Here is a 24,430-nt window from a genome sequence, read left to right as displayed (position 1 = left end):
TCGACATGGCGCTCCTCGACCTTCAGGCAATGGAGGCTGCTCCGGCCGACCGGACCGGCGGCGGAAGCCAGGCGAGCCTGCTGCTCTGCGGCGACAGCTCGCTGTCCGTCACGACCTGCAACTGACCTGACCCCACTTCGTAGAAGGAGGTGACTCGACATGGCGCTCCTCGACCTTCAGGCAATGGAGGCTGCTCCGGCCGACCGGACCGGCGGCGGAAGCCAGGCGAGCCTGCTGCTCTGTGGCGACAGCTCGCTGTCCGTCACGACCTGCAACTGATCGGATCGCACCACGCGAGGCCCTGGACGGTGACATCACCGTCCAGGGCCACGCCGTATCACCGGGAGGACCGATGCGGACGCTGACCGGCGAGGACCGCCTGCTGCTCAGGGTGGTCCGCGACGGCGGCGGCTGGACCGCCCTGCTGGTGGTGGTGGCACTGGCCGGCGCGGCCGCCGAACTGGCGCTGCCGGCGGCGCTGGGGCTGGCGGTCGACGCCGCCGTCGGCGGCGACGCGTCCCCCACCTGGCCCCTCGTGGCCTGCGCCCTGGTCGTCGTCCTGCTGGCCACCGACATCCTCGGCGACCTCGCCAGCGGGTACGGGGCTGCTCGGGCAACCGCCCGCCTCCGCCGACGCCTGCTGCGACATCTGTTCGCACTGGACGTACGGGCCGTCCGCCGCTATCCGGTCGGTGATCTGGTCGGCCGGCTGGCCGGGCAGGCCGCCGACGCCGGTCAGGCCGGCACCGCCGTGGTGCTGGGCGCAGTCGCGGTCCTGCCCCCGCTGGGCAGCGCCGTGGCGCTGTTCCTGCTGGAACCCGTGCTCGGGCTCACCCTCCTCGCCGGGCTGGCCCTGCTGACGGCGCTCATGGCGACGTTCGTCACCGACGCCTCGGCGGCCACCACCGGCTACCAGCGGGTGCTGGGCGTGATCGCCGGTCGGCTGCTGGAGGCACTCGGAGGTTCCCGCACCATCGCCGCGGCCGGCACCACCGAGGCGGAACGCGACCGGGTGCTGGCGCCGCTGCCGCAGCTGCGCAGCTACGGCCGGCTCGGCTGGCGGTTGCTGGCCCGGGCGAGCGCGAGGGTCGCGGCCGTGGCACCCCTGCTTCAGGTCGCTGTCGTTGCCGTCGGCGGGTACGCGCTGACCGCCGGTTGGCTCACCCCCGGGCAGCTGGTCGCCGCGGTGCAGTACGCCGCGCTCGGTGCCGGCCTCGGCGCGGTGCTGGCCACCCTCAACCGGTTGGTCCGCAGCCGGGCGGCGGGCCGCCGGATCGCCGAACCGCTGTCGCACCAGGTACGCCCCGGCGGCGACGAACCCCTGCCGGCGGGTGACGGCCACCTGCGGCTGCGCGGGGTGGGCGTCCGCGCCGACGACGGACGGCCGGTCCTGCGCGGGATCGACCTGGACGTTCCGGCCGGCGCCACGGTGGCCGTCGTAGGGCGTTCCGGTGCCGGCAAGTCCGCCCTCGCCGCCGTCGCCGGCCGGCTGCACGACCCGGACACCGGCGAGGTGCTGCTGGACGGGGTGCGACTGACCCGACTGAGCCCGGCCGCGCTGCGGCGCGCGGTGGGCCACGCCTTCGACCGTCCCGTGCTGGTCGGTGAGACGGTGCACGACGCGATCGGGCTCGGCCTGCCCGACCAGTCGGCCCGGCCGCCCGACACCGGCGCACCGGCCACCGCCGCCGTACTGGCGGCGGCCCGGACCGCGCAGGTCGCCGAGGTCGTCGCCCGGCTGCCCGACGGCTTCCGCACCCGCCTGCTGGACACACCGCTGTCCGGGGGCGAGGCGCAACGGCTCGGGCTGGCCCGCGCGTTCCACGCCGAGCGGCTGCTCATCCTGGACGACGCGACGTCCAGCCTGGACACCGCCACCGAACACCGGATCTCCCGCGCGGTCACGGGCGGGGGCGCGGAGCGTACCCGACTGGTGGTCACCCACCGGGTGACGACGGCGGCGGCGGCGGACCTCGTCGCCTGGCTCGACGGTGGTCGGCTGCGCGCCCTCGCACCGCACCGCCGGCTCTGGGACGACCCGGACTACCGGGCGGTCTTCGGGTCCGACGGGGCCCCCCGGTGAGCGGCGCGGACGTCGGTCGGACGACGTGGCGGGCGCTGCGGGCCCGCCGCCGGGACGTCGGCCGGCTCGCCGCCTGGTCGGTGGTCGAGTCGCTGCCGGCGCTGCTCGTCGGGCTGCTGGTCGCCCGTGCCGTCGACCAGGGCTTCCTCGCCGGCCGGTTCGCCACCGGCCTGGCCTGGCTGGGTGGGCTCGCCCTGGCCGTCGTCGTCGGCGCGGCGGCCACCGGCCGGGTGTACCACAGCCTCGGTGCCGTGGTGGAACCGTTCCGCGACGACCTGGCCCGCCTGGTCGTCACGGGCGCGCTGCACGACGCCACCCGGGCCGGCGGCCGCCCGGACAGCGCACCGGTGGCCCGCCTGACCCACCAGGTGGAGATCGTCCGGGACACCTTCGGCGGTCTGGTCATGGTGGTGCGCGGATTCCTGTTCAGCGCCGGCGCGGCTCTGCTCGGCCTGCTGGCGCTGGATCCGACGGTCGCGGCGCTGGTGGCGGTTCCGCTGATCGCGGGGCTGGCCGTCTTCGTCGCCGCACTACCCGCGATGCTGGAACACCAGCGGGCCCAGGTTCGGGCCGGCGAAGCCCTCGGCCGGTCGGCGGCGACCGCGCTCGGCGGGCACCGTGACGTGGTCGCCTGCGGTGCCGAGGAACGGGTGGTGGCCGAGGTCGACCGCCGGATCAGGGTGCAGGCCGGCACCGAGCGGACCCTGGCCCGGATGTCCGCGCTGCGCAGCCTCAGCCTCGGGCTGGGCGGATGGCTGCCCGTGGTGGTCCTGCTGCTCGCCGCGCCGTGGCTGGTACGGCGCGGGCTGAGCACCGGCGCGGTGCTCGGTGCGCTGGTCTACGTCACCACCGGTCTGCAACCGGCCCTGCACGCGGTGGTGCAGGGCCTCGGCGGTGGTGGGCTGCGCTACGCCGTCACCCTGGAACGGATCCTGCACACCTGCGGGCCACCCCCGGGCGGCAGCCCACACGCCACCGCTGCGGCCCCGACGCCGGGCGGCACCGCTGCGGCCCCGGCATCGGGCGGCACCGCTGCGGCCCCGGCATCGAATGTCGCCGGCGAAGACCCACCGGCGGTCCGGTTGGCCAACCTGACCTTCCGGTACGGCCCGCACGCCCGGCCGGTGCTGGACGACTTCTCGTTGACGCTGCCCGCAGGGGACCATCTCACGGTGGTGGGTCCCAGCGGTGCCGGCAAGTCCACCCTGGCCACGCTGATCGCCGGGCTGGCCGTGCCGGGGCGTGGCACGGTCCACCTCGCCGGCCGGCCCGTGGCCGCCGTCGCACCCGCCGACCTGGCCGCCCTGCGGGTGCTGGTGCCGCAGGAGGCGTACCTGTTCAGTGGCTCCCTGGCCGACAACCTCCGCTACCTGCGCCCCGAGGCCGACGACCCGACCCTTCAGGCCGCGCTGGCCGCCCTGAGGGCCGACGTTCTCGCCAGCCGCTTGGGCGGGCTCACCGCCTCGGTAGAGCCCGCCACCCTCTCCGCAGGTGAACGGCAGCTGATCGCCGCGGTACGCGCGTACCTGGCCCCCGCCCCGCTGGTCATCCTGGACGAGGCCACCTGCCACCTGGACCCGACGCTGGAGGCGACCGTCGAGCGGGCCTTCGCCCGGCGACCGGGCACCCTGGTGGTCGTCGCCCACCGGATCAGCTCCGCCACCCGCGCCCGCCGGGTGCTGATGTTCGATGAGGACGGCCCGGTGGTGGGCACCCACGAGGAACTGCTCGCCCGCTCACCCGCCTACCGGGAACTCGTCGGACACTGGGACGGCTTCGCGGCGGCGCCGTCCGGCGACACCACCGCGGATGACCGTGCCACCGCAGATGACCGTGCCACCACGGATGACCGTGCCGCCGCCGGGTCGCCGCGCCAGGGCTGACCGCGAGCATGGCGGGATCGGTCCAGCAGTGGGTGAGTTGACAGTTGACGCCCGCGCGGACGGCACCGGGCGTCCGGTCAGATCCACCCGGCGTCGCGGGCCACCCGGACCGCCTCCACCCTGGTCCGCGCGCCCGCCTTCCGGATGATCCGGCCGAGATGGTTGCGAACGGTACCGGGAGCCAGTCCGAGCGACCCGGCCACCTCCGTGACCGGCGCACCACCCGCCGTCAGGTCGAGGATCTCCGTCTCACGCGGGGTCAGCGGGCTGTCCCGGTGCAGCGCCGCCATCACGAGCTCCGCGTCGACCACGGGCTCCCCACGGGAGAGCCGGCGGACCCCGTCGACCACGCGCTGCGGTGGGACGTCGCTGCCGAGGATGCCGACGGCGCGGGACGGGGTGAACACGGTGTGCAGGTTCCGGGCCCGGCGGGGCTCGGCGAGCACCAGCAGTGGGCAGGTGCCGGCCACCGGCAGGTCCTCGACGAGGCCGAGGTCGACCACCGCCACGTCCGGACGCCGTAACCGGATGGTCGACTGGACCACGTCGCCGCGATCCACCTCCGCGACCACGCTGATGTCGTCCTCCGCGGCCAGCACGAGGGACAGTGCGCCACGGACCAGGGCACCGTCGAGAGCGAGCAGGGTACGGATCACCGTTGACTCCCGTGCTTCGTCAGACAGATCACGGACTGTCAGCATTCAAACACGACACCGCCGGTTCCGCCCGCCGACGGCCGTCGTACCGGAACGTCGGTGACCGTCGGCCGGGCGGACGTGTCGACAGCGACGACCCGCAGGGCACGGCGACCACGCCGGCGGTGCGGCGGGGGTGGGACCACCGCTGCGGGTGGCCCCACCCCCACGGTCAGATCCAGCCGTCGCGACGCGCGAGCCAGACCGCCTCCATCCGGTTGCGGGCCCCGGTCTTACGCATGATCGCCGAGAGGTGGTTGCGCACCGTGCCGTGGGCCAGGAACAGCCGTCGGGCGATCTCCTTGAGTGGCAACCCCTCCGCGGCCATCCGCAACACCTCGACCTCCCGTCGGGTCAGCGGACCCGCGGACGGCCGCAGCGCCATGGCGGCAGCGGCCGCGTCGATGACCCGCTCCCCCGCCGCGAGCGACCGCACCGCCCGGACCAGTTCGTGGAGGGGTTCGTTCTTGCCGACCAGGCCCCTCGCCCCGGCCGTCAGTGCCTCCTCCACCAGGCCCGGACTCCACCGGGCACTGAGCGCCAGCACCGCCGTCGTGGGTGCCGCCTCGGCGATCTCGATGATCACCTTGATCGGGTCCGGGGCGTCCGACGCCAGATCCACCAGCGCCACGTCCGGCCGGTGCCGCCGCAACACCCCGGGCAACCCGCCGATCCCGGTCACCTCGGCGACAACCTCAATGTCATCCTCACCTGCCAGGGCCGCGCACAAGGCACTGCGCAGCAGACCCATACTTTCGCCAACCACAACGCGGATCACCACGTAGCTCCGATCTCGGGTACGCGCTGCGGCCACCGGTCCTCTCGACGGGACCGCACGGGCCGACAGCGCGCGAAGGACTGGTCCGAGCCCGTGACAGGTAGCTCCACGGTCACGGGCACCCGAACGACCACCCCGGGCGACCAGCCGGTGGGACCGGCGGTGCGCGGGCGGGTCGGGGCGGACTCAGCCGGGGCGGGCGGCGACTCCGGGGAACCGGCCCGCCCGCCCGCCACCCGGAGAGATGTCAGGCCGGGCGTCGGTGGCCGCCGTGGACACACCCACGTCGAGAGTCAGCCCGTACGTCGGTCCGGAACCGCCGTCGGCCCAGGTGACACCGTCGCTACCGGGCACACCGGGGCGCTGCGGAAAGCTCGTCGGCCCGGGCGTCGATCCATGCCCTGCGCCCGGTCGACCGGTCGAGGTCCGGTGCGGTCCGGGCACCACACCGGTCCCCGCGGCCGGAGGCGTTCCGACCGCCGACGGTGGTGCGGACGACGGCTCCGGCGCCTCCGCCTGACGCGGCAGCGCCGCCGGAACACCCGATGTCAGATCATCGGGCGGGACGCAGGGCATCGGACCACCGACGGGGGGAGCCGACCAGTCGGGGCAGACCGGTGCGCCGGGCAGCGTGGGCGCGATCACCCCCACGAGCCGGGCGACGGGTGTCATCACCGCCTCCGTGACGGACGACACCGCCCCGACGACGGTGGCCAGCGCGGGGCGCACGGTGGCCAGCGCGGGGCGCACGGTGGGCAGCGCGGGGCGCACGGTGGGCAGCACTCCGGACACCGGCCGCACGACGGTCGCCGGCCGCAAGGTGTCCAGCGCCGCCACCACCGGCCGTGCCGGGGTGGTTTTCGCTCCGGGCCGTGGTGCCGGGTCGGTCGCCGCCCCGGCCACCTCCGGCAGGACCACGACCGGTTCGGCCGGGGGTCGGAAGTCGACATCGACGACCGGCGCGCCCGACCGGGTCGACGATTCGTCCGACACCCGCCGGCCCGACCCGTGCCTGCCCGCCGCCCCCTCCGCCGCCGACCCGCGGGCGGAACGGTCGGTCAACGGCCACGCCGCCGGCTCCTGGGCGGGACGCGCGGTCAACGGCCGCTCCGGCGAGCGGTCTCGACCCGGTCGAGACCGCTGCGAAGCGTCGCCGGGGCCGCCGCGACCGCCATCCGGTCGCCCGGTCACAGACGGGTCGGGTGACCGGTCGCGAGGCTGGCCGGCACGCGAGCCCTCCGCACGTCCGACAGAGGCGACGACGGGGGTGACGACGTCAGCGACCAGCCCGTCGAGGGATTCCCCGAGCTGGCCGAGGCCCGGCCCCCGCTGTCGAGCGTCGGCCGACGACCCGCCCCGCGAGTCCGCGCTGGCCGGGCCACCGGCCAGGACACCGACGAGGAACCCGGCGCCCACAGCAGCTCCCAGCAGCACGAACCGGGCGACCGTGGCCCTTCGCTGCGGCAACGGCGCGTCACCCTCCCGCACGACGGCGGGTGGACGGCGGAACGTCGGACGACGCACGGGGAGGGGACCTCTCTCGTCAAGGACGTCGCCACATCGTATTCAGCCGTTCACGCCATCGCAGGCCGTGGAGGCGCGGTGACGGATTGCCGACTGCCGGGGTGACGGTGGGCACCGCAGTACGGTATTGGCCCTGGATCTCTTCGCGGCGGTCCACCGCCGACCGGCTCCCGACACGAGACAAGCCCCCCGGATCACCGGGGGGCTTGTCTCGTGTCGGAGCGACGCCGCGTCAGGTCATGTCGTCGTAGCGGCGGTCGATCGGGGCCGGCGCGTCGACCGGTGTCGGCACGCCGATCGGGGCGGTCGCGTCGATCCGTGGCCCCGCCTCGACCGGCTCCGGGTCGGCCTCCAGCGGGGACGCCTCGTCATCGCCGACACCGGCGTACACCTCCTTGCCACGGCCCCGGCGCTTGTCGTTGAGGAAGGCGACACCGACAGCGGCGAAGTACAGCGCGCACAGGCACAACGCCAGCGCCGTCATGCCGAACGGATCCGGCGTCGGGGTGACCACGGCGGCGAAGGCGAAGAACACGAAGACGGCGATCCGCCACCAGCCCAGCAGCCGCCTCGCGCTGGCGATGCCCACGAAGTTGAGCATCAGCACGATCAACGGAAACTCGAACGCCACCCCGAACAGCAGGATCAGGTTCGTCACGAAGGAGACGTAGCGGGTGATGTCGAGGGTGGTGTTGATCTCGCTGCCGGAGATCTGGAGCAGGAACTCCAGACCCTTGGCGGTGACGAAGTAGGCCAGCACCGCGCCGGCGGCGAACAGCGGCGCAGCCAGGCCGGTGAAGAGGTACGCGTAGCGGCGCTCGTGGCGGTGCAGGCCGGGCGCGATGAACGCCCAGAGCTGGTACAGCCAGATCGGCGCGGCCAGCAGCAGCCCCACCCAGAGGCCGATCTTGAGGTTGAGCAGGAACAGGTCGGCCGGGCCGAGCTGCACGAAGTCACAGGCGCCGTTCGTGGTCTGCGCCTGCGGGAGATCACAGTAGGGCTTCTTGAGGATGCTCAGCACCGGCCCGGCGAGCCAGATGCCGACACCGAACCCGACGAGGATCGCCAACGAAGCCTTGAACAGCCGGTTCCGCAGCTCGCGGATGTGCTCGACCAGTGTCATCGAGCCGTCGGCGGCCTGCACGAACTTGCTCGGGCCGCGCTTACGCAGGGCGAAGGCCACGGTGATCGGGCCCTCGGTCAGTTGTCGCGGACGCGCTGCACCGGGTCGACGACCGGCTGCTGCGGCGCGGCCTGGTAGGGCTGTTGCGCGTACGGGGCCTGCTGGCCGGACTGCGGCGGCAACGGCTGGTAGCCGGCCTGCGCGTCGGCCTTGCTGGCCAGGTCACGGTCGTCGTCCTGGAGGCTCTTGGTCTCGGCCTTGATGATCCGCAACGACCGACCCAGCGAGCGCGCGGCGTCGGGGAGCCGCTTCGCGCCGAAGAGCAGGATCAGCACGACCACGAGTACGGCGATGTGCCACGGCTTGAGGGCACCCATGGGAAGCTCCAGTCGCTCTGTGTCGATGAGGGTGTGCGCAGCCCATCGTACGTGTGTCGCAGGGGCTTGACACCCGCCGGGGCGGTGGTGGTTCGTCTCGGCGGGTGAAGTCTCGGCCAACCGGAAGTGTCCCGTCAACCGTTGCCGGAGGATCGTTCGTGCACGTTCGGGCAGGCAACCGCGCAGTAACCGCGCAGCGGTCCCGACAGCCGTCGATCAGCCCCCGCGCTTGGCCCTGATGAGGGTCAGCCTGCGCTCCGTGGTGTCGAGGCGCTCCTGGAGGCCCTCGGCGCGCTCCTGCAGGCTCTCCGCCGCCACGCGCAGCGACTCGGCCTCGGCGGCGCGCCGCTGCAACGCCACCGCCGCCCGGCGCAGCCGAGGCAGCCGCGCCAGCACCGGCCGGACGGCCAGCGCGAGCGCGACGAGGGGGAGCAACACCAGCGCGAGCACGATCCACTTCAGCACGGCGGTCAGCCTATCTGCTGCCGGCCGTCCCCGCCGGGTCGGCGTCACGCGGCACGGCGAGATCGGGGGCGGGCGTGGCGTACGCGTCGAGGGCGGCCACGGCGGCGGCGTGTACCTGTTCGGCCAGTTCCACCGGGGCGAGGACGGTCACCTGCGGCCCGAGCCCGAGCACGAAGCGGCGGGCCCACCCCAGGTCGGTGACCCGCAGCGAGACCAACCACTGCTCACCGTCGGCCTCGACCCGCTCACACGGGTAGTACTCGGTGATCCAGCGTTCGCCCCTCCCGATCCGCAGCGTGATCAAGGGCAGGTCCGACGAGGGACGGAAGACGCCCCCGCTGAGATCGTGGGGCTGGGCCTGCGGCGGCACCACCGCCGGCTCGGCCAACTCGGTGACGGCGTCGATCCGGTCGGCCCGGAACAGCCGGACCGCCTCGGCCCGGCGGCACCACGCCTCCACGTACGCCCGGCCGCCGACCATCAGCACCCGCAGGGGATCCACCACCCGCTCGGTCGTCTCGTCCCGCGCCGGCGTGTAGTAGGTGATGCGCAGCGCCCGGCCGCCCTCCACGGCGGCGCGCAAAGCCTCCACCCGCTGGCTGTCGCCGGACAGCCGGACCTCGACCGGCGCGGCGACCAGGTCACCGGCCGCGTTCTCGATCTTGGCGAGAGCCCGCTCGACCGCCTCCCGGTTGGCCACCCCCGGCGTCTCCGCCAACATCCGCAGCGCCACGACCAGGGCCAGGGCCTCTTCCTGTGTGAGCCGCAGCGGACGGTCGATGCCGGCGTCGTAGGTGATCGTGACCCGGTCACCGTCGAAAGCCATGTCGATCAGGTCACCGGGACCGTACCCGGGCAGCCCGCACACCCAGAGCAGTTCCAGGTCCTCCCGGAGCTGCCGCCCGGTGATGCCGAGGTCGCCGGCCGCCTCGGCGATCTCGATGCCGGGCCGGGCCAGCAGGTACGGCACCAGGTTCAGCAGCCGGGCCAGTCGGTCGGCGGAGGTGCGGGAGCCCCCACGGGTGCTCGGACGCGTCACCGCGACCTCCTTCGGCTGGCGACTGCGGGGCTCGCAAGCTCACTCCTCGCGCTCACCACAACCCCTCCGCTCACGACTGCGGGGCTCGCAAGCTCACTCCTCGCGCTCACCGGGCCACCGCCAGGGCGTCGTGGCGGGCGGCGATCTCCTTGAGCCGCTGGATGACCGCCTCCCGCACCTCGGGCGGGTCGAGCACCCGCACGTCGGGACCGTAGCCGACGAGCTGACCCGCCAACGTGTGCGGATCGGCGAACGGCAGGACCAGCCGGTCGCCGTCGGCGGCGGAGGTGACACTCAGCGCCCAACGGCGCAGCCCGGCCGCCCGGCCGGGAGCGGCCAGCACCGTCGCCCGTCCGGCCCGTTCCACGGGCCCGGACCACCGGGCCACGTGGCTGATCAGGTCGACGTCGGCCGGGGGCCGGTAACCGCCGGGCAGGCCGGTGACCCGGACCGGGCCGACGACCCGGGACAGCCGGAAGCAACGGGTGGCGTCGCGGTCCAGGTCGTGGCCGACCACATACCACCGGCCCCGCCAGCAGACCACGCCCCACGGCTGCACCCGGCGTCGGGTCGGCGCGTCCCGATCGGGCACCCGGTAGTCGAAACCCACCTCCCGGCGGTCCCGCGCGGCGGCAGTCAACGGCGCGAACGCCGGGTCGACCGTCACCATCGGCTCCAGACCCAGTGTGGCCTGCGGATCCACGTCCACCCCGGCGGCGCGCAGTTTCGCCAGCCCCGACGAGGCGGCGGCGGCCAGGCCGGCGTGCTGCCACAGGCGCGCCGCGATGCCCACGGCTGCGGCCTCGTCCGGTTCGAGCGGGATGTCGGGCAGCGCGTACTCGCGGTGGGCGATGCGGTAACCGGGTTCGGTGTCGAAGACGCTCGCCGTACCGGTCTCCAGCGGCACGCCCAGGTCGCGCAGCTCGGCCTTGTCGCGTTCGAACTTGCGCTGGAACGCCTCGTGCTCGCGGGGGTCGTCCGGGTCGTGCTCGTAACCGGGAACGGTCGCGGCGATCTGCGCGGCGGTCAGGAACCGCCGCGTGGACAGCAGGCAGATCACCAGGTTGACCAGGCGTTCGGTGCGGGTCCGCGACACGCGGTAGACGCTAGCAGCCGATCGCCCGGCGCACGCACCCACGCGGGGCGCGTCCCCCGGTCGCCGACGGGCACCCGAGCACACCGACCGTGAGCTGCGCAGTTCCGGGACGACCGACCCACAGGGGCGGCTCGGCGTGGGGCGTCACCACCGGCCGACACCACCGAATGCGGCATCACGCATTGTCATCACACCGGGACACCGCGACACTCCGCGTCCCGGTCCGACACCGACCAGGGCAGCCCCGGCTGCGCCCGCCGGCCGCGCCGCCCGCTAGCGTGCCGGACATGGTGCGATGGCGGGCAGGAACGGTGACGGCGCTACGGCGGCGGTGGGCCGGAGCGGTGGAACTCGACGTCACGCTGCCCGACGGCACCCCGATGCGGGCCCTGGCCTACCCGGCCCTGGTCGGCGAACCGGAGCCCGGCGACCGCGTGCTGCTCAACGCCGGAGCACTGCTGATGGGTCTGGGGACCGGCGGGTACGCCCTGGTGGTCGCGCTGCCCGACCGGCTGCCCGCCGACCCGCCCCAGGCGCAGGACACGCGGGATGCCGGGCACCTGGTCAAGGCCCGCTACACCCCTCTGCAACCGATCCTGCTGGGGGTCGACGAGGAGGCGTCCCCGCACCGCCCCGTGCTCGAGACCGCCGAGGACGTGGCGGGGATGCCCGTGGTCACCGCCGACCTGCACTCCGCGCTGCCGGCGATCCTGGCCGGCGTACGCGCGGACGCCCCGGACGCACGGGTGGCGTACGTGCTCACCGACGGCGGGGCGTTGCCGGCCTGGTTCTCCCGGACCCTGGCCGGGCTGCGCGAAGACCTGGTCGGCACGGTCAGCGTGGGGCAGGCGTTCGGCGGGGACCTGGAGGCCTCGACCCTGCATGTGGGGCTGCTCGCCGCCCGACACGTCCTGCACGCCGACGTGGCCATCGTCGCGCAGGGCCCCGGCAATCTCGGCACCGGCACCCGCTGGGGCTTCTCCGGGGTCGCCGTCGGTGAGGCGGTCAACGCCGCGGCAGCCCTGGGCGGACGGCCCGTCGGTTCGCTCCGCATCTCCGCCGCCGACCCCCGACCCCGGCACCGTGGCGTGTCACACCACAGCCTCACCGCGTACGGCCGGGTGGCACTGGCCCGGGCGGAGCTGGTGGTGCCCGACGGCCTCGACCCGGCGCTGGCCGCCCAGGTTGACGCGGCCCTCGCGCCGCTGGCCGGGCGGCACGCGGTGGTGCGGGTGCCCACCGACGGCCTGGACGCGGCGCTGCGCCGGGCCGCGGTGCCACTGTCGACGATGGGCCGCGGGCTCGACGCCGACCACGGCTACTTCCTCTCCGCGGCGGCGGCCGGCCGACACGCCGCGCACCTGCTCGCCTGAGCCGGGTCGCCGCCCGGCGCGCCCGGTGCGCCGGGCTGGCGCGGAGAGGGCAGGCAGGTCATCGGGGTGCTTGTGAGCAGGCAGGTCGCCCGTGGCACCGACGGCTCAGGTCGCCCGGTAGCCGTCGGCGACGATGCGCCGGGCCGACATCTCGTAGACCGCCGGATCGTCGGGGGCGAGGGTGCCCAGCCCATCGACGTAGCGGTTGAACATGCAGAACGCCGCCGCGATCAGGACCGTGTCGTGAATCTCCAGGTCCGTCGCTCCAGCCGCGCGGGCGGCGTCGACGTGCGCCCCGGTCACCTCCCGGCCGCCGCGCTGCACCGCCGCCGCGACGGTCAGCAGGGCCCGCAACTTGTCGCTGATCTCGGCGGTGGCGGGGTCGGCGCGGACCTGGTCGACCAGCGGCATCCCCGCCGGCAACTGGGCCGCGGCGAACGCCGAGTGGGAGGCGCAGCAGAACCGGCACTCGTTCAGCCCGGACACGTAGGCGGCGATCAGTTCCCGCTCGCCGGCGGTGAGGGTCGGGTGCGGGGCCCGCAGCAGGGCTTCCGCGAGCTGGTTGAGCGGCCCGGCGGTTTCGGGGCGGAACAGCATCGGCCCGTTGATGCCCGGGTGTGCCCGCTCGTCGAGTCCGAGGTCGATGTGTGCCACGCCGTCTCCCGCCTGCCGAACGCCCGCGCGGTCACGCGCCGGCACCACCCTTGCGGCATCGATGGTGCCAGCTCCGCCGGGGGGACGTTCACTTCGTCCGTGCGATCCTGCCGGTGCCGTTCGGACGCTGACGGCGGGCGCCCGGCGCGGTTCGGGCGATAGACGACGGTTCAGGCGAGAATGATCAGGGCGGCCCAGGCGCCGACGATCAGCGCCAGGGCGAGCGCCAGCACCCAGGTGGGCACGGTGTACTCGCCACGGCGGTTGCGTTCGATCTCGGCGCGGATCTTCTCGCGGCGACGCTCGACCCAGTTCTGCCGCTCGGAGCCGCGGTCGCGGGGTTCGGAAGGAAACATGGCGCGGCCAGCGTACCCGGTGGTGGGGCCCGGCCCGACGGGGACCGCCGGACCGGACCCCGCGGTCCCGGTCACATGCTGGCGATCAGGCGCTCCACCCGCTCGTCGTACGCGCGGAACGGGTCCTTGCACAGCACCGTGCGCTGCGCCTGGTCGTTGAGCTTCAGGTGCACCCAGTCGACGGTGAAGTCGCGCCGCTTCTCCTGGGCGTGCCGGATGAACTCGCCGCGCAGCCGCGCCCGGGTGGTCTGCGGCGGGGTCTCCTTCGCCTCGAAGATCTCCGGGTCGGTGGCGATCCGGTCGACGTCACCGCGCCGCTCCAGCAGCGCGTAGAGGCCCCGGCCACGGCGCAGGTCGTGGTAGGCGAGGTCCATCTGGGCGACCCGGGGATGTGACAGGGGCAGGTCGTGCTTGCGCTGGTAGCGCTCGATCAGTCGCAGCTTGGTCACCCAGTCGATCTCCCGGGCCACCGGCTCCAGGTCGCCCGTCTCCACCGCGTGCAGCACCCGGCCCCACAACTCGACGACCCGCTTGGCGGTCTGGTCGCCGCCCCGACGCTCCACGAACTCGGTGGCCCTGGCCAGGTATTCCTGCTGGATCTCCAGCGCGCTGACCTCCTTGCCGGAGGCCAGCCGCACCTTGCGCCGGCCGGTGATGTCGTGCGACACCTCGCGGATCGCCCGGATCGGGTTCTCCAGCGTCAGGTCACGCATCACCACCCCGGCCTCGATCATCCGCAGCACGATGTCGGCCGAGCCCACCTTCAGCAGCGTGGTGACCTCGTTCATGTTGGAGTCACCCACGATGACGTGCAGCCGCCGGTAACGTTCCGCGTCGGCGTGCGGCTCGTCGCGGGTGTTGATGATCGGCCGGCTGCGGGTGGTCGCCGAGGACACCCCCTCCCAGATGTGCTCCGCCCGCTGCGACAGGCAGTAGACCGCGCCGCGCGGGGTCTGCAACACCTTGCCCGCGCCACAGATGAGCTGTCGGGTGACCAGGAACGGGATCAGCACGTCGGCGAGACGGCCGAACTCCCCGTGCCGGGACACCAGATAGTTCTCGTGACAGCCGTAGGAGTTGCCGGCCGAGTCGGTGTTGTTCTTGAACAGGTAGATCTCACCGGCGATGCCCTCGTCGTGCAGCCGCTTCTCCGCGTCGACGAGCAACCCCTCCAGGATCCGCTCACCGGCCCGGTCGTGGGCCACCAGGTCGACCACCGAGTCGCACTCCGGGGTGGCGTACTCCGGGTGGGAACCGACGTCGAGGTAGAGGCGGGCGCCGTTGCGCAGGAAAACGTTGCTCGACCGACCCCACGACACCACCCGCCGGAACAGGTACCGCGCGACCTCGTCGGGGGAAAGCCGGCGCTGCCCGCGGTAGGTGCAGGTGACGCCGTACTCGGTCTCGAGGCCGAAGATTCGCCGCTCCATGATGAGACATTAGCCGCCCGGAGGCCCCGTTCGTCACTGTCGCGACCGCAGTCGTGCGCTCAGCCCTCCCCCGGGGGCGGGACACCGTCCGGCCCGAGCCCGGCCACCCACGCCCGGTAGGCGTCGTACCGGGGCAGCAGCCCGTCCGCGCGGGCCTGCGCCAGGGTGGGCGCGGCGGCGTCCCGGGCGGACAGTTGCGGCTGCTCGACCGGCCACTCGACGCCCAGGTCCGGGTCCAGCGGGTGCACCGAGTGCTCGACGGCCGGGTTGTAGGCGGTGGAGCACAGGTAGCTCAGGGTCGCGTCGTCGGTCAGCGCGCAGAAGCCGTGCGCCAGCCCCTCGCTGAGGTAGACGGCCCGCCGGTCGACGTCGTCAAGGCGGACGCCCTCCCACCGGCCGAAGGTCGGCGAGCCGACCCGCAGGTCCACCACCACGTCCAGCACCGCCCCGCGGACACAGGTGGCGTACTTGGCCTGGCCGGGCGGGACATCGGCGAAGTGCAGGCCGCGCACCACCCCCCGGGCCGACACCGACATGTTGGCCTGGGCCAGTCGCAGCGGATGGCCGACGGCCTCGGCGAGACGGTCGAAGCGGTACCACTCCATGAACAGCCCGCGCGGGTCGCCGTGCTGCTGCGGAATGATCTCGAAGGCCCCCTCGACGCTCAGCGGACGGATCTTCACGGCCGCACCTGCCCGTGCTTCTCGGCCAGCAGACCCAGCAGGTAGTCGCCGTAGCCGCTCTTGGTCAGCGGCTCGGCCAACTCGCGCAGCCGTGCGTCGTCGATGAGCCCGGCCCGCCAGGCCACCTCCTCCACGCAGCCGACCTTCATGCCCTGCCGCTCCTCGATCACCCGGACGAACTCGGCAGCCTGCATCATCGAGGCGAACGTGCCGGTGTCCAGCCAGGCGGTGCCCCGGTCCAGCACGGTGACCGACAACTCACCCCACCGCCGGTACGCCTCGTTGACCGCGGTGATCTCCAGCTCGCCCCGGGCGCTGGGCGTCAGCGTGCGGGCGATCTTCACCACCCGGTTGTCGTAGAAGTACAGCCCCGGCACGGCGTACCGGGACTTCGGCCGCTCCGGCTTCTCCTCGATTGACAGCACCCGGCCGTCGGCGTCGAAGTCGACCACCCCGTACGCCTGCGGATTGGCCACCGGGTACGCGAACACCCGGCCACCGGCCGGGTCACCGCCGGCGGCGAGCTGCCGGCCGAGGCCGGCACCGTGGAAGATGTTGTCGCCGAGGATCAGCGCCACCGCCTCGTCGCCGATGAAGTCGGCACCCAGCACGAACGCCTGCGCGATGCCCTCGGGGCGGGCCTGGGTGACGTACTCCAGCCGCAGCCCCCACTGGCTCCCGTCGCCGAGGAGCCGCCGGAACTGCTCCTGGTCCTCCGGCGTGGTGATCACCAGGATCTCCCGCACCCCGGACATCACGAGGGTGGAGAGCGGATAGTAGATCATGGGCTTGTCGAAGACCGGCATCAGCTGCTTGGACACCGCCCGGGTGATCGGCCAGAGCCGGGAACCGGTGCCGCCGGCGAGAAGGATTCCGCGCACCGGGGGAGCCTACCGGCCGGCCCGCACGGCGGCCACGCGTCGGCAGGCGAGGCACTGTCGGGCGGTTCGCGTAGACTTCCGGACCCGTGAGGATCCTCGTCACCGGCGGAGCCGGGTTCATCGGTTCGGAGTACGTCCGCATGCTGCTGGGCGCCCCTGGCGGCAGCGCCACGGCCATGCCGCCGCTGGAGCCCACCGCCGTCACCGTGCTCGACGCGCTGACGTACTCGGGCAACCGGGCCAACCTCGCGCCGGTCGCCGACGACCCGCGCCTGCGCTTCGTCGTCGGCGACATCCGGGATGCCGCCCTGGTCGACGAGGTGGTGCCCGGTCACGACGTGATCGTGCACTTCGCGGCGGAGTCACACGTCGACCGCTCGATCGCCGGGGCCGCGCCGTTCGTGACCACCAACGTGCTGGGCACCCAGACGCTGCTCGACGCGGCGCTGCGGGACGGCACGGGCCGGTTCGTGCACGTGTCGACCGACGAGGTGTACGGCTCGATCGAGACCGGTTCGTGGACCGAGGACTGGCCGCTCGCCCCGAACTCGCCGTACTCGGCCTCGAAGGCCGGTTCGGACCTGCTCGCCCTGGCCTACCACCGCACCCACGGCATGGACGTGGTGGTGACCCGCTGTTCCAACAACTACGGGCCGTACCAGTTCCCCGAGAAGGTCATCCCGCTGTTCGTGACGAACCTCCTCGACGGCGGCACCGTGCCGCTGTACGGCGACGGCGGCAACGTCCGCGACTGGCTGCACGTGCACGACCACTGCCGGGGCATCGCGCTGGCGCAGGTCAAGGGCCGTGCGGGCGAGGTCTACCACATCGGCGGCGGCACCGAGCTGACCAACCGCGAGCTGACCGGGCGGCTGCTGGCCGCCTGCGACGCCGACTGGGACCGGGTGGTGCCGGTGGCCGACCGCAAGGGCCACGACCGCCGCTACTCGCTCGACATCACCAAGATCAACCAGGAGCTCGGGTACGCCCCCAGCATCGACCTGGATCACGGCCTGGCCGAGACCGTGCGCTGGTACCGGGACAACCGGGCCTGGTGGGAGCCGCTGAAGGCGACCCCGGCCGCATGACCCGGCTCCTTGTCACCGGCGCCGGCGGCATGCTCGGCCGGGACCTGCTGGCCGTGCTGGCCGACCGGCCCGACCTGACGGTGACCGCCGCCACCCGCGCCGAACTCGACATCACCGACGCCGACGCGGTCCACGCCGCCGTCGCCGGCCACGACACGGTGGTCAACGCCGCCGCCTGGACAGACGTCGACGGTGCCGAGACCCACGAGGACGCCGCCACCGCCGTCAACGGCACCGCCGTCGCCCACCTCGCGCGGGCCTGCGCCACCCACCACGCCCGCCTGGTGCAGGTGTCCACCGACTACGTCCTGCCCGGCGACGCCACCACGCCGTACCCGGAGGACGCGCCCACCGCACCCGTCAACGCGTACGGGCGCGGCAAGCTCGCCGGGGAACGGGCCGTCACCGACCTGCTGCCCGACGCCGGCTACGTGGTGCGCACCGCCTGGCTCTACGGCGCCCACGGACCCAACTTCGTCGCCACCATGCTGCGCCTGGCCGGGCAGCGCGACCACCTCGACGTGGTCGACGACCAGCACGGCCAGCCCACCTGGTCGCGCACCCTCGCCGAACGGCTCGTCGCGCTCGCCGACGCGGCCGTGGCCGGCCGGGCCGCTCCCGGCGTCTACCACGGCACCTGCGCGGGCGAGACCACCTGGTACGGCCTGGCCCGGGAGGTGTTCGAGCTGGCCGGGCTCGACCCGCAACGGGTCCGGCCCACCACCAGCGACCGGTTTCCCCGGCCCGCCCTCCGACCCGCGTACAGTGTTCTGGGCCATGACCGCTGGGCCGCGGCGGGCCTACCACCCCTACCCCACTGGCGGTCCACCCTGGCCGCCGCGTTCGCCTCCGCACCGCCGTGGAAGGTCGCATGAAGCTCACCCTCGTCACCGGCCTGACGGGCCTGATCCTGCTGGGCACGATCGTCGAACTGCTTCGCCGGCGGCAGCTGCGCGAGAAGTACGCGATGCTCTGGCTCGGCCTGCTGTTCATCGTCATCCCGCTGTCGCTGTTCCCCAGGCTGCTCGACGATGTCGCCAACATGCTCGGTGTGGTCTCCGGCGTCAGCCTGGTCCTCTTCCTCGGCATCGTCTTCCTGCTGCTGGTCTGCATCCACCTCAGCTGGGAGGTCAGCGCCCTGGAGGAGGAGACCCGCACCCTCGCCGAGGACCTGGCCCTGCTCCGCGCCGAGGTCGAGGCCGACCGCGCCGCCCGCACCGAGACCGCCCGAGACGAACTGGTGTCCCACGATGGTTAACGGCAAGCGCGTCCTGATCATCATCCCGGCCCTCAACGAGGCCGGCAGCATCGGTGAGGTGGTCACCGAGGTCCGAGGGGAACTACCCGGCGTCGACGTCCTCGTCGTCGACGACGGCTCCACCGACCGCACCGCCGCCGTCGCCGCCGTCGCCGGTGCCCGCGTCGCCCGGCTGCCCTACAACCTCGGCGTCGGCGGGGCCATGCGGCTCGGCTACCGCTACGCCCGCGACCACGACTACGACGTCGCCATCCAGATCGACGCCGACGGCCAGCACGACCCCCGGTACGTGCCCAAGCTCGTCGACCTGCTCGACGACAACGACCTCGTCATCGGCGCCCGCTTCGCCGGTGAGGGTGACTACACGGTCCGTGGCCCCCGCCGCTGGGCGATGGTCATGCTCTCGGCCGTGCTCTCCCGCGTCGCCCGCACCCGCCTCACCGACACCACCAGCGGGTTCCGCGCCGCCAACCGGCGGGTCATCGACATGTTCGCCTACTGGTACCCGGTGGAGTACCTCGGCGACACCGTCGAGACGCTGGTCCACACCGCCCGACGCGGCTACCGCATCCGGCAGGTGCCGGTGGCGATGCGGCGGCGGATGGCCGGCACCCCCAGCCACTCCCCCGCCAAGGCCATGATCTACCTCGGTCGGGCGTTCGCGGTGCTCACCCTCGCCATGATCCGCCGGTGATGCGCCGGCTGATCGGTCTCGTACCCCCCGGCACCCTCGCCGTCGGCGCCGGACTGGCCCTGGTCGGCCTGGCCTCGTACGTCCACCTGGCCGTCGCCGGCCACAGCCTCACCGCCGCCGACTACTCCGCGCTGTCGGTGCTCTGGTCGATCGTGTTCACCGTCGGCATCGGCGTGTTCTTCCCCGTGGAGCAGGAGGTGGCCCGCCTGGTCGCCGCCCGCCGCACCCGGGGCCTGCCGCCCGGGCCGGTGCTCGCCCGCGGTGCCGCCGTCGCCACCGTCACCCTCGGCCTGCTCGTCGCCCTCACCGCCGCCACCGGCGACCTGCTCGCCGACCGGCTGTTCGCCGGGAACACCACGCTGGTGACGGTGCTGGTCGGGGCGCTGGTCGCGCTCGCCGTCTCGCACACCACCCGCGGCGTGCTCTCCGGGCTCCAGCTCTTCCCGTGGTACGGCACCCAGCTCGGCGTCGACGGCGGCCTGCGCATCGGCCTGGTGGCCGTGCTCGGCCTGACCGGCGTCACCGATCCCGTCTGGTACGGCGCCGTCCTGGTCGCCGCCCCGCTGCTGGCAGCCGCCCTCACCGCCCCGCCCGTGCTGCGCGCCGTCGGCGGTGGCGCGCCCGTCGACTGGCGGCCCCTGCTGCGCGGCCTCGGGCTGCTCACCGTCTCCAGTCTGCTCTCCCAGGTCGTCGTCAACGTCGGCGTGATCAACGCACAGTTGCTCGACCCCGGTGACGTGGCCACCGCGGGGGCGCTGTTGTCCGCCCTGGTGCTGGTCCGCATCCCGCTGTTCGTGTTCGGCTCGATGCAGGCGGCGCTGCTGCCCGGCCTGTCCACCAGCGCCGCCACCGGCGACCTGAGCGCCTTCCACTCGCTGCTGCGCCGGGCCCTGGCCATCGTCACCGCCCTCGGCGTCGGCGGTGGGCTGCTCGCCGTCGCGCTCGGCCCGTGGCTGGTCCGCGCCCTGTTCGACGCCCCCGGCGTGCTCGGTCACGGCGACTTCGCCTGGTTGTCCCTGGCCACCGTCGCCTACCTGTGGGCGATGGTGCTCGGTCAGGCCCTGCTCGCCCTCGACCGGCATCGCGCGCAGGCACTGGCCTGGGTCGTCGGCGTGGCCGCTCTCGCTCTGGCGACCCTGGCGCCGCTGTCCGTCGCCCTGCGGGTCGAACTCGGCTACACCGTCGGCGCCGTCGTGGTGGCTGCCGTCATGGCCGCCCTGCTGCGGCGCCCCACGCCCGTGACCGCCACACCGCCCGCGCCGGCCGCCGTACCCGCCACCACCGGAGGCACCCGATGATCCCACCCCGCGTCACCGCGGTCATGCTCGCCTACGGCACGGAACCCTGGCTCGTCGACGCCGCTCGGGCCGTGCTGGCCAGCACCGGCGTCGACGTCGAGCTGATCGTCGTCGACAACGGATGCACCGGCGACGGCATCGACGTCGTCAAGGGGTTGTCCGGCGTTCGCGTGCTGCGCCCCGAGGCCAACACCGGCTACTCCGGCGGCTGCCGGGTCGGCGCCGCCGAGGCCACCGGCGACTGGTTGGCCTTCGTCAACTCCGACGCGATCGTCGCCCCCGACGCTCTCGCGAAGACCGTCGCCGTGGCCGCCGAACCGGGTGTCGGTGCCGCGATGGCCTCCATCCGCCTCGCCGAAACCCCGGAACTGATCAACACCTCGGGTAATCCGCTGCACTTCACCGGCCTGTCCTGGGCCGGCGGCAACGGCGAACCCGCCACCGCCCACGCTCACCGCACGACGGTCCCGTCCCTCAGCGGCTGCTGCTTCGTCATCGACCGCCGGCTCTGGGAGGACCTGGACGGCTTCGCCGCCGAGTACTTCGCCTACCACGAGGACACCGAACTGAGCCTGCGGCTGTGGCAACGCGGCCTGCGACTGGAGTACGTTCCCGACGCCGTCGTCAAGCACCACTACGAGTTCTCCCGCAACGACCTCAAGCTCTACCTGGTCGAACGGAACCGGCTGATCACCCTGCTGACCACCTACCAGGGCCGCACCCTCGCCCTGCTCGCCCCGATGCTGCTGCTCACCGAGGCCGCGATGCTCGCCGCCGCCGTGGCCGGCGGGTGGAGCCGGCAGAAGCTCCGCGGCTGGGCCTGGCTGTGGCAGCACCGGGGGTGGCTGCGCGGCCGTCGCCGGCAGTTGCAGGCCGAACGCACCGTCGCCGACGGGGTGATCGCTGCGATGATGACCGCCCGGGTCGCCCCCTCGAACGTGGACTCCCCGCCGGGGATGGGTGTGTTCAACGCCGTCGCCGCCGCCTACTGGGCGGCCGTCCGCCCGCTGCTGCCCCGTCGCTGACCCCGCGCCGGGCAGCTTCCGGGCGGCATGAAGTCCTGGGCAGCGGGAGATCCCGGGCGGCACGAGGTTCCGGCGGCGGGAGGTTCCTGCGGCGCAGGGCGGCGTCGGGTCGTCCGCACCCCGCACCTCCGGATTCGCCGCCTGCGACAGGTGGTCCCGCCGGGCCCCGGCGCGGCGGGGCCCGGCGTCGTCACGTACCGGCTACTCGGCGGCGTTCTCGCCCGACTTGTCCTCCAGATCCGCGGAACCGGCCGAAGTCGTCGGCTTGTGCGCCGGCTCGGTCGGCACCGTCGGGGTGGACGGCCCGCCGGCCGGCTCCTCGCCCGCCGGGGCGGTGTCGCCGTCGAGCAGCGCGGTCAGCGCCGCGCCGGTGATCCGGCGGAAGGTACGGCCGATCCGCTGCCGGTCCAGCACCGCCACCTCGAGCTGGTTCGCCGCGATCGTGCGTGCCGCGCCGCCCTCCCCGCCGACGGTGCTCAGGGCCTGCACGGCCACCTTCACCGCCTCGCCGAGCGACATGTCCGGGCGGTGGTTCGACTTGAGCACCCCGGTGATCGCCTCGGCCTGGCCGCCCATCGCCATCCGGCCCGGCTCGTCGTTGACCGAGCCGTCGTAGGTGAGCCGGTACAGCTCGTCCTCCTCCGGTGCGGCCCCGACCTGCGCCACGCAGATCTCCACCTCGAACGGTTTCGACTGCTCCGTGAAGATCGCTCCCAGGGTCTGGGCGAACGCGTTGGCCAGCGCCCGGCCCGTCACGTCCCGCCGGTCGTAGCTCAGGCCGTTCAGGTCGGCCATCCGCACCCCGGCACGACGCAGGTTCTCGAACTCGTTGTAGCGGCCGACGGCCGCGAAGCCGATCCGGTCGTAGATCTCGCTGACCTTGTGCAGGGCGCTGGAGAGGTTCTCCGCGACGAAGAGCACCCCGCCGGCATAGCTCAGGACCACCGCGCTGCGCCCCCGGGCGATGCCCTTGCGGGCCAGCTCGGAGCGGTCGCGCATGATCTGCTCGGGCGAGGCGTAGAACTGCATGGCCACGGCGGCGGTTCTCCTTCAGAGGCTGTGCGGGGGCTGCTGTCGGGTGCGGGCGGTCAGCGTCGGTGCGGGCGGTCAGCCGCCCGGGTTCTCCATCCGGCCGGAGACCACGCTCTCGGCGATGGCGGCCGTCTCGGCGTCGGTCAGCCGGTGGGTGCCCTCCGCCGTCGCCGTCATCACCACCGGGTAGATCCGCCGGGTCAGGTCCGGCCCGCCGGTGGCGGTGTCGTCGTCGGCCGCGTCGTACAACGCCTCCACCGCGAGGCGCGTCGCGTCGTCGACGGACAGCCCGGCGCGGAACCGCTTCTTCAGCGCGGACTTCGCGAACAGCGACCCCGAGCCGATCGCGTCGTAGCCGGTCTCCTCGTAGGGGCCGCCCGTCACGTCGAAGCTGAAGATCCGCCCGGCCCGTGCCGGGTCCCTGGCGGCCAGGTCGAACCCGGCGAACAGCGGGATCACCGCCAGGCCCTGCATCGCCGCGCCGAGGTTGCCCCGGATCATCGAGGCCAGTCGGTTGGCCTTACCGTCGAGGGACAACATCGCGCCCTCGATCTTCTCGTAGTGTTCGAGCTCCACCTGGAACAGTCGCATCAGCTCGATGCCGATGCCGGCGGCGCCCGCGATGCCCACCAGCGAGTACGCATCAGCGGGGTGCACCTTCTCGATGTCCCGCTGGGCGATGAGATTGCCCATGGTGGCCCGTCGGTCGCCGGCCATCACCACACCGCCGACGGTCGAGATGGCCACGATGGTGGTGGCGTGCGGTGCCAGGTCGGCGGCCATGCCCGGCGGCAGCGGCCGGCGACCGGGCAGCATCTCGGGGGCCACCCTGCTCAGGAAAGTTGTGAATGAGGACGTCCCCGCGTTGGTGAACACATCTGGTAGACGCCCGGATGGATCAAAACCCGCTGCCACGTGGTTCCTCTCAGGTACGTGATCGCCCTGGCCAGCCTCGCGGGACTGTCCCGGAACCGGCCAAGACCACCGTTGCAGTTGAAGCAGAGTATCCCGCGCACCCCGCCGGTGCGATGATCGTGGTCCAGATGTTGGGGATCTTCACCCCCGCGGATCCCGCCGTGAAGCCTTTCCCCGGTCTCGCCACTGCGGGCGGGGTGACACCCGGCTCGCATCAGCGGTCGCCTTGCGCCAGCGGCACGGCCAGCAGCAACTGGGCGTGCGCGCGCCATTCGTCGCGGTGGCAGGCGCAGCGATGGTGACCGGTTGCACCGGGGGCAGAACCTGCCCGATCAGCCAAGGTGAATCGGATACCGAGGTCACTGACCCCCTTTCTGGACATATCCTCTCACGAACTCTTCGGCGTTCTCTTCCAGGACGGAGTCGATCTCGTCGAGCAGGTCGTCCACGTCCTCGGTGATCTCGGCGTGCCGCTCGGCGACCTCCGGATTCGCCTCGGTGGTGACGTCCTCGATCTCCTCGCCCTGCCGCGACTTGCCGGACTGGGACTGCCCACCGCTGTCACGAGTGGCCATGACTGCCTCCTCCACGATCGTCTGTGACGAACTTACCTCGCGGGAGCGACGAAAAGCCCGCCGCGCGCCGGCTCGCGGCACGCGACGGGCTCCCCGACATCCGAC

28 protein-coding genes are annotated in these 24,430 nt (G+C 73.3%); 11 read left to right on the top strand and 17 right to left on the bottom strand.

The features are described from left to right. The first annotated feature begins 5 nt into the window (after positions 1-5). The 4 genes from GA0070616_RS26490 (at position 6) to GA0070616_RS26475 (ending at position 3,966) form a co-directional block, all read left to right on the top strand. Positions 6-125, top strand: a complete 120-nt coding sequence (locus tag GA0070616_RS26490) for a SapB/AmfS family lanthipeptide (protein ID WP_091089080.1) — start codon at positions 6-8, stop codon at positions 123-125. Between the two features lie 34 nt (positions 126-159). After that, the gene (locus GA0070616_RS26485; protein WP_091089080.1) at positions 160-279 is read left to right on the top strand and encodes a SapB/AmfS family lanthipeptide; all 120 of its coding nucleotides are present in this window, start codon (positions 160-162) and stop codon (positions 277-279) included. Positions 280-352: 73 nt separating this feature from the next. Then, positions 353-2,083, top strand: a complete 1,731-nt coding sequence (locus GA0070616_RS26480; protein ID WP_091089076.1) for an ABC transporter transmembrane domain-containing protein — start codon at positions 353-355, stop codon at positions 2,081-2,083. Further along, entirely contained in the window at positions 2,080-3,966 is a 1,887-nt protein-coding gene (locus GA0070616_RS26475; protein WP_091089073.1) for an ATP-binding cassette domain-containing protein, read from the top strand. Before GA0070616_RS26480 ends, GA0070616_RS26475 begins: the two co-directional genes overlap by 4 nt. A 77-nt stretch (positions 3,967-4,043) precedes the next feature. On the opposite strand, the gene GA0070616_RS26470 is transcribed toward GA0070616_RS26475, so the two are convergent. The 8 genes from GA0070616_RS26470 to GA0070616_RS26435 form a co-directional block, all read right to left on the bottom strand. Further along, complete coding sequence (locus tag GA0070616_RS26470; protein ID WP_091089069.1) at positions 4,044-4,622, bottom strand: response regulator transcription factor; 579 nt, start codon at positions 4,620-4,622, stop codon at positions 4,044-4,046. A gap of 211 nt (positions 4,623-4,833) precedes the next feature. Further along, a complete protein-coding gene (locus GA0070616_RS26465) occupies positions 4,834-5,412 on the bottom strand; it encodes a response regulator transcription factor (protein ID WP_091089067.1) in 579 nt (192 codons plus the stop codon). A gap of 213 nt (positions 5,413-5,625) precedes the next feature. Further along, on the bottom strand, positions 5,626-6,540 hold the full coding sequence (locus GA0070616_RS26460) for a hypothetical protein (protein WP_139129002.1): 915 nt from the start codon (positions 6,538-6,540) through the stop codon (positions 5,626-5,628). 655 nt (positions 6,541-7,195) lie between these two features. Continuing rightward, a complete protein-coding gene (tatC, locus tag GA0070616_RS26455; RefSeq protein ID WP_091089060.1) occupies positions 7,196-8,146 on the bottom strand; it encodes a twin-arginine translocase subunit TatC in 951 nt (316 codons plus the stop codon). A gap of 17 nt (positions 8,147-8,163) precedes the next feature. Next, complete coding sequence (gene tatA / locus GA0070616_RS26450) at positions 8,164-8,463, bottom strand: Sec-independent protein translocase subunit TatA (RefSeq protein WP_091089056.1); 300 nt, start codon at positions 8,461-8,463, stop codon at positions 8,164-8,166. A gap of 216 nt (positions 8,464-8,679) precedes the next feature. Beyond that, positions 8,680-8,928, bottom strand: coding sequence for a hypothetical protein (locus GA0070616_RS26445; protein WP_091089053.1), 249 nt, complete (start codon positions 8,926-8,928; stop codon positions 8,680-8,682). A 10-nt stretch (positions 8,929-8,938) separates the two neighbouring features. Continuing rightward, on the bottom strand, positions 8,939-9,967 hold the full coding sequence (locus tag GA0070616_RS26440) for a helix-turn-helix transcriptional regulator (RefSeq protein ID WP_091089051.1): 1,029 nt from the start codon (positions 9,965-9,967) through the stop codon (positions 8,939-8,941). Positions 9,968-10,073: 106 nt separating this feature from the next. After that, entirely contained in the window at positions 10,074-11,063 is a 990-nt protein-coding gene (locus GA0070616_RS26435) for a helix-turn-helix transcriptional regulator (RefSeq protein ID WP_091089047.1), read from the bottom strand. A 287-nt stretch (positions 11,064-11,350) separates the two neighbouring features. Between GA0070616_RS26435 and GA0070616_RS26430 the strand changes: the two genes are divergently transcribed. Further along, complete coding sequence (locus GA0070616_RS26430) at positions 11,351-12,436, top strand: DUF3866 family protein (protein WP_091089045.1); 1,086 nt, start codon at positions 11,351-11,353, stop codon at positions 12,434-12,436. Positions 12,437-12,541: 105 nt separating this feature from the next. On the opposite strand, the gene GA0070616_RS26425 is transcribed toward GA0070616_RS26430, so the two are convergent. The 5 genes from GA0070616_RS26425 to rfbA form a co-directional block, all read right to left on the bottom strand. Continuing rightward, entirely contained in the window at positions 12,542-13,090 is a 549-nt protein-coding gene (locus GA0070616_RS26425; protein ID WP_091091743.1) for a carboxymuconolactone decarboxylase family protein, read from the bottom strand. Positions 13,091-13,260: 170 nt separating this feature from the next. Then, on the bottom strand, positions 13,261-13,446 hold the full coding sequence (locus GA0070616_RS26420) for a hypothetical protein (RefSeq protein ID WP_091091736.1): 186 nt from the start codon (positions 13,444-13,446) through the stop codon (positions 13,261-13,263). Between the two features lie 71 nt (positions 13,447-13,517). Further along, entirely contained in the window at positions 13,518-14,876 is a 1,359-nt protein-coding gene (gene pafA, locus GA0070616_RS26415) for a Pup--protein ligase (protein ID WP_091089042.1), read from the bottom strand. A gap of 59 nt (positions 14,877-14,935) precedes the next feature. Next, positions 14,936-15,559, bottom strand: a complete 624-nt coding sequence (gene rfbC / locus GA0070616_RS26410; protein WP_091089039.1) for a dTDP-4-dehydrorhamnose 3,5-epimerase — start codon at positions 15,557-15,559, stop codon at positions 14,936-14,938. Further along, positions 15,556-16,440, bottom strand: a complete 885-nt coding sequence (gene rfbA, locus GA0070616_RS26405; RefSeq protein ID WP_091089036.1) for a glucose-1-phosphate thymidylyltransferase RfbA — start codon at positions 16,438-16,440, stop codon at positions 15,556-15,558. The genes rfbC and rfbA overlap by 4 nt, the downstream gene beginning before the upstream one ends. Positions 16,441-16,526: 86 nt before the next feature. On the opposite strand from rfbA, the gene rfbB reads away from it, so the two are divergent. From rfbB to GA0070616_RS26375, 6 genes are read left to right on the top strand one after another with little or no spacing between them, the layout of a single operon-like run. Then, on the top strand, positions 16,527-17,528 hold the full coding sequence (gene rfbB, locus GA0070616_RS26400; protein ID WP_091089032.1) for a dTDP-glucose 4,6-dehydratase: 1,002 nt from the start codon (positions 16,527-16,529) through the stop codon (positions 17,526-17,528). After that, positions 17,525-18,403 carry a dTDP-4-dehydrorhamnose reductase gene (gene rfbD / locus GA0070616_RS26395; protein ID WP_091089029.1) on the top strand — a complete coding sequence of 293 codons (879 nt, stop codon included), beginning with the start codon at positions 17,525-17,527 and terminating at the stop codon, positions 18,401-18,403. The genes rfbB and rfbD overlap by 4 nt, the downstream gene beginning before the upstream one ends. Then, the gene (locus GA0070616_RS26390; protein ID WP_091089026.1) at positions 18,400-18,786 is read left to right on the top strand and encodes a DUF2304 domain-containing protein; all 387 of its coding nucleotides are present in this window, start codon (positions 18,400-18,402) and stop codon (positions 18,784-18,786) included. The genes rfbD and GA0070616_RS26390 overlap by 4 nt, the downstream gene beginning before the upstream one ends. Continuing rightward, on the top strand, positions 18,779-19,480 hold the full coding sequence (locus tag GA0070616_RS26385; protein WP_091089023.1) for a glycosyltransferase family 2 protein: 702 nt from the start codon (positions 18,779-18,781) through the stop codon (positions 19,478-19,480). The genes GA0070616_RS26390 and GA0070616_RS26385 overlap by 8 nt, the downstream gene beginning before the upstream one ends. Beyond that, the gene (locus tag GA0070616_RS29255; protein WP_281188629.1) at positions 19,480-20,778 is read left to right on the top strand and encodes a lipopolysaccharide biosynthesis protein; all 1,299 of its coding nucleotides are present in this window, start codon (positions 19,480-19,482) and stop codon (positions 20,776-20,778) included. Before GA0070616_RS26385 ends, GA0070616_RS29255 begins: the two co-directional genes overlap by 1 nt. Then, positions 20,775-21,803: a glycosyltransferase family 2 protein gene (locus tag GA0070616_RS26375; RefSeq protein WP_091089019.1), complete on the top strand. Its 1,029-nt coding sequence runs from the start codon at positions 20,775-20,777 to the stop codon at positions 21,801-21,803. The genes GA0070616_RS29255 and GA0070616_RS26375 overlap by 4 nt, the downstream gene beginning before the upstream one ends. A 201-nt stretch (positions 21,804-22,004) precedes the next feature. Here the strand turns inward: GA0070616_RS26375 and prcA are convergent, their stop codons facing one another. From prcA to GA0070616_RS26355, 4 genes are all read right to left on the bottom strand, one after another. Beyond that, entirely contained in the window at positions 22,005-22,838 is an 834-nt protein-coding gene (prcA, locus tag GA0070616_RS26370; protein ID WP_091089016.1) for a proteasome subunit alpha, read from the bottom strand. 72 nt (positions 22,839-22,910) lie between these two features. Then, positions 22,911-23,750, bottom strand: a complete 840-nt coding sequence (prcB, locus tag GA0070616_RS26365) for a proteasome subunit beta (protein ID WP_175440215.1) — start codon at positions 23,748-23,750, stop codon at positions 22,911-22,913. Beyond that, positions 23,669-23,965, bottom strand: coding sequence for an endonuclease domain-containing protein (locus GA0070616_RS26360; RefSeq protein ID WP_245712906.1), 297 nt, complete (start codon positions 23,963-23,965; stop codon positions 23,669-23,671). Before GA0070616_RS26360 ends, prcB begins: the two co-directional genes overlap by 82 nt. Positions 23,966-24,109: 144 nt before the next feature. Further along, positions 24,110-24,325 carry a ubiquitin-like protein Pup gene (locus tag GA0070616_RS26355; protein ID WP_067366797.1) on the bottom strand — a complete coding sequence of 72 codons (216 nt, stop codon included), beginning with the start codon at positions 24,323-24,325 and terminating at the stop codon, positions 24,110-24,112. Positions 24,326-24,430: the final 105 nt, after the last annotated feature.

Source organism: Micromonospora nigra (genome assembly GCF_900091585.1).
Taxonomy (GTDB): domain Bacteria; phylum Actinomycetota; class Actinomycetes; order Mycobacteriales; family Micromonosporaceae; genus Micromonospora; species Micromonospora nigra.
This window is presented reverse-complemented; position numbering and strand designations above follow the sequence as displayed.

Excerpts from the sequence above, each read along its gene's own strand:
- rfbD (WP_091089029.1), top strand. The coding sequence starts at position 17,525 with ATGACCCGGCTCCTTGTCACCGGCGCCGGCGGCATGCTCGGCCGGGAC.
- GA0070616_RS26385 (WP_091089023.1), top strand. The coding sequence starts at position 18,779 with ATGGTTAACGGCAAGCGCGTCCTGATCATCATCCCGGCCCTCAACGAG.
- GA0070616_RS29255 (WP_281188629.1), top strand. The coding sequence starts at position 19,480 with ATGCGCCGGCTGATCGGTCTCGTACCCCCCGGCACCCTCGCCGTCGGC.
- tatA (WP_091089056.1), bottom strand. The coding sequence starts at position 8,463 with ATGGGTGCCCTCAAGCCGTGGCACATCGCCGTACTCGTGGTCGTGCTG.
- GA0070616_RS26430 (WP_091089045.1), top strand. The coding sequence starts at position 11,351 with ATGGTGCGATGGCGGGCAGGAACGGTGACGGCGCTACGGCGGCGGTGG.
- pafA (WP_091089042.1), bottom strand. The coding sequence starts at position 14,876 with ATGGAGCGGCGAATCTTCGGCCTCGAGACCGAGTACGGCGTCACCTGC.
- GA0070616_RS26480 (WP_091089076.1), top strand. The coding sequence starts at position 353 with ATGCGGACGCTGACCGGCGAGGACCGCCTGCTGCTCAGGGTGGTCCGC.
- GA0070616_RS26490 (WP_091089080.1), top strand. The coding sequence starts at position 6 with ATGGCGCTCCTCGACCTTCAGGCAATGGAGGCTGCTCCGGCCGACCGG.
- GA0070616_RS26355 (WP_067366797.1), bottom strand. The coding sequence starts at position 24,325 with ATGGCCACTCGTGACAGCGGTGGGCAGTCCCAGTCCGGCAAGTCGCGG.
- GA0070616_RS26390 (WP_091089026.1), top strand. The coding sequence starts at position 18,400 with ATGAAGCTCACCCTCGTCACCGGCCTGACGGGCCTGATCCTGCTGGGC.
- GA0070616_RS26420 (WP_091091736.1), bottom strand. The coding sequence starts at position 13,446 with ATGTTTCCTTCCGAACCCCGCGACCGCGGCTCCGAGCGGCAGAACTGG.
- GA0070616_RS26375 (WP_091089019.1), top strand. The coding sequence starts at position 20,775 with ATGATCCCACCCCGCGTCACCGCGGTCATGCTCGCCTACGGCACGGAA.
- GA0070616_RS26465 (WP_091089067.1), bottom strand. The coding sequence starts at position 5,412 with ATGGGTCTGCTGCGCAGTGCCTTGTGCGCGGCCCTGGCAGGTGAGGAT.
- GA0070616_RS26360 (WP_245712906.1), bottom strand. The coding sequence starts at position 23,965 with ATGCGAGCCGGGTGTCACCCCGCCCGCAGTGGCGAGACCGGGGAAAGG.
- GA0070616_RS26485 (WP_091089080.1), top strand. The coding sequence starts at position 160 with ATGGCGCTCCTCGACCTTCAGGCAATGGAGGCTGCTCCGGCCGACCGG.